Raw genomic sequence first — 3636 nt, forward strand, 5'->3', positions numbered from 1 at the left:
GGTATCGACCACTGTGCCCTGCGGGCGAACGTGGCTGATTTTCAAAGTAGCTGCCGAGGCAGGCAGAACGCTAAGGGCTGCCATTGCCAGTGTGACAACCTGAGCGCATTTTTTAAGCTTTGTTGATGGTGTAAACATGCTTGTCAGTTTCATCGTAAATATCCTTATTGGTAACCAAACACGGTAGGGAGGAATAGCGATAGTTCAGACCAGAACGAAGTCAGGACAACGACTGGTAGGTAGCCGAATACAATCAGCATCATTGCCGGGCCAACCACTTCGGAGAACTTGACGTTTCCGATGCGGGCACCGAGGTACAGGATTGAAGCGTAAGGCGGTGTGACCCCGCCCATGGCCGTATTGACGCCCATAATGGCGGCAAACTGGATAGGGCTGATGCCGATGGCTGTCATCAGTGGCAGCAACAGTGGGGCAATCAGGATAATGGCGGTGATGTCGTTGACCACCATGCCGACTAGGAACAGCAGAACGTTAATGAAGATCAGCAGCAGCACTTTGTTTTCGGTGATGCCGAAGATAGCGTTCACCAGCTCCTGCGGCACGTTCTCGACCACGAACATCTGGCTGAGGATCAGGCTGAACAGGATCATGAACATAATTGAGCCGACGGCCGTGGCCGATTCCTTGCCCGAGGCCAGTAGTGATTTCCAGCTTAGCCCTTTGTAGATCATAAACCCGACCGGGATGGCGTAGATCACAGCAACCGCAGCGGCTTCTGTCGGGGTCATGATGCCGCCGTAGATCCCGCCCAGAATAATGATCGGCATAAATAGTGCCGGAATGGCATGAACGGTACGTGAGGAGGCCTCTTTGATCATCTCCGACATCGATGGCTTGTCGTCTAGTACCAGCGGGAACTTACGCGCCATGATCAGGTTGATGATCGCGAAGTTGAATGTGACCAGCAGGCCGGGACCCAGCGTTGCCAGAAAACAGGCTAGAATCGAGGTATCTGTGACCCAGCCGTACACGATCATCGTGACACTCGGTGGGATCAGCAGGCCAAGGATCGATGAGTTGGCGATCAGAGCTGTGGCATAGGCACGAGGGTAGCCGCGCTTTTCCATCTCGGGGATCAACAGCGGTCCGATAGCGGCGACACCGGTCAGGCCGCTACCGGAGATCGCGCCGATAATGGCACAGCTCACCGAGGCGACAATACCGAGTCCGCCACGGATATGGCCGACGAATACATTAACAAACCGGAGCAGGCTGGCGGCAATACCGCTCTGGCTCATAATGGTACCGGCAAGAACAAACAAAGGGATAGCGAGCAGAATAGGGTTTGTCAGCTGGCCGGCACCCCACATCATGTTACCTTTCATGGACACATCGCCCACGTAGGTCATTATCATAAGCGCACCGCCAAAGCAGAATGGAAGGGGAACGCCGATAGTGAGCAGCAGTACCAAGGCACCGACTGCGAATAGTGCAACTTCAACCATAGTGTTATGCCTTATGTACTGAGTAGGACGGAGACTTTAACTGGCGGACCAGCCTGACGATATGCAGCGCGATAAAGCCGGTGACCAGCACCAGTCCGATAAATAGCGAGCATTCGTGAAAGAAAGTCGGGATATACAGGGTCGGGCTTTCTTTCCACACCCGCAGGGCATATTTGAAATAGTCCCAGGCCCAGTAGGTCAGCCAGAGTGAAATCACAAAGCTGATCACCTCGCCAATCAGTGCCAGGATTTTGTGTCCGCGTTCGGTCTTGATGAAGATTTCCAATACATTGGCACGAATTTGAGTATCTTCCCGTGAGGCATTAACCGCTCCCAGCATGTACAGCCATAGGGTAGGGATGACGATAGACTCTTCCAGACCCATGATGGGGATCTCGAAGACATATCGTGTAATAACCTGGACAAATTGCGTCAGCGCAACCACTGCAATCAATCCGGTCAGTAGGTATCTGAATGTTTGCTCCACTGCACATTTCCTTATTGTTGCGTTTGTGAATACGTTGTTAATTTAATGGTGACAGCCAATAGAAACAAATTTATTATTTCTCTAATTCGATAAATTTTTCTTATAGGGTGGGTATGGATACCAATCTCTCGATAAAGCAACTGGAAACATTTCGCGCCGTAATGCGCTCGGGATCGGTATCGGTAGCCGCCCGGACGTTGTGCCGGACCCAGCCGGCGGTCAGCTCGATGATTGTCAGCCTCGAAAACGAACTGGGCTTTAAGTTGTTCGAGCGCAACAAAGGACGCCTGGTCCCCAAGCCCGAAGCCTACTTTCTGCTGGAGGAAACTGAAGCGGTACTGGAGCGCCTGACACGCTCGGCACAGCTGATGGCGGAGGTTAAGAACCTGGCGCGGGGCAATTTGAGGGTGGCTTGTATGCCGGCTGCTGCGCTGTTCTTTATGCCCCATGTGATTGCCGATTTTGTCAAAGAACGGCCACAGGTGAATGTGTCTATGATGATGCGTAGTTCGTCTATCGTGCATGACTGGGTGGCTTCGCAGCAGTATGATATTGGTTATTCCGAGATGCCGAAGGAGCGGGATTCAATCAATGTTGAGCCTATTCGGCTGGAGGGAGTCTGTGCCGTGAATCGGGATCACCCTTTGGCAACGCTAGAGGTGATCACCCCGCAGGATTTGGACAATGTGCCGCTGGCCACCTTGTTCGCCCAGCACCCGATCAATGAACTGGTGCGCTTTATGTTCGAGGAGAAAGGCGCCCGTTATCGTGCGCGTTTCGAATTGCAGAACTACATTTCCGGCTTTGAGTTTGTCGAGCAGCAGCTTTGCTGCTGTATCTGCGATCCGATCAGTGCAGCGAGCTACAAATTATATAAATCCGGGCAGGGTAAGGTCGTCTTTCGCCCGTTTGCGCCGACTATCGTCTTTGATCACGCCATCATTACGCCCGCGCACAAGCCGCTTTCCCGTCTGGCTCAGGCATTTGCCGAGAGTATTCGTATCGGGGTGGACAAATTTATTCAGGCAGAGAGGTAAGGTATTCGGTGTAATCTCGACCCTGCGATGGCGATCATGGTTTGGGTCTGATTTGAGTGGTGTTCTGTGATCCCGGCAGGATGCTAAATGTTAGCGGTCTGGCAATATATTCCAATTACTTTTTAAGTTCAGAGAGTTAACGAGGCCAAGAATGCAAAAAATCGGAGACGATCTTTGGGTACATGATGATTCAATGAAATATGCCGGTACCCGGCTAGGGCTGCGGATGACGGTGCTGAAGCTTGCCGATGGTTCGTTGTGGGTGCATTCCGTCACCGCGTTGTCACCTGAATTGAAAGCAGAGCTCGATGAGCTCGGCGAAGTGAAGCATATCGTTGCGGCCAGTAATGCCCATAATACCTGGTTGCAGGACTGGTGCGAGGCTTATCCGGATGCCGAGGTTTACGTCAGTGCCGGGATCCCGAGAAAAGTGCCGTTGTCTAATCACCATATATTACGAGACGGCCTCGAGAATGTGTGGCAGGAGGATCTGGAGTGGGAGTTTATGTCCGGAGTGCCGCTGTTCAACGAAACGGTGTTTTTCCACAAAAAGACCCAGTCGATGATCGTCACAGATTTGATCCAGAATTACCCTGATCATGTACCGACAGGCTTTGCCGATATCATGACCAAATATGTCTTCCAG

At 52.1% G+C, this 3636-nt stretch carries 4 protein-coding genes; 2 read left to right on the top strand and 2 right to left on the bottom strand.

What is annotated here, in order from left to right:
• Nucleotides 1-164 precede the first annotated feature (164 nt).
• Entirely contained in the window at nt 165-1466 is a 1302-nt protein-coding gene (locus tag MHN01_RS20170) for a TRAP transporter large permease (RefSeq protein WP_239413037.1), read from the bottom strand.
• Between the two features lie 4 nt (nt 1467-1470).
• A complete protein-coding gene (locus MHN01_RS20175) occupies nt 1471-1953 on the bottom strand; it encodes a TRAP transporter small permease subunit (RefSeq protein WP_160649804.1) in 483 nt (160 codons plus the stop codon).
• Nucleotides 1954-2066: 113 nt separating this feature from the next.
• Here MHN01_RS20175 and MHN01_RS20180 point away from each other — a divergent pair, with 113 nt between their 5' ends.
• Together MHN01_RS20180 and MHN01_RS20185 are read left to right on the top strand one after the other, a co-directional pair.
• A complete protein-coding gene (locus tag MHN01_RS20180; protein ID WP_239413039.1) occupies nt 2067-2990 on the top strand; it encodes a LysR family transcriptional regulator in 924 nt (307 codons plus the stop codon).
• Nucleotides 2991-3141: 151 nt separating this feature from the next.
• The coding region (locus MHN01_RS20185) for a DUF4336 domain-containing protein (protein WP_239413041.1) at nt 3142-3636 on the top strand (495 nt) is incomplete at its 3' end.

The organism is Photobacterium sp. OFAV2-7 (genome assembly GCF_022347985.1).
GTDB lineage: Bacteria > Pseudomonadota > Gammaproteobacteria > Enterobacterales > Vibrionaceae > Photobacterium.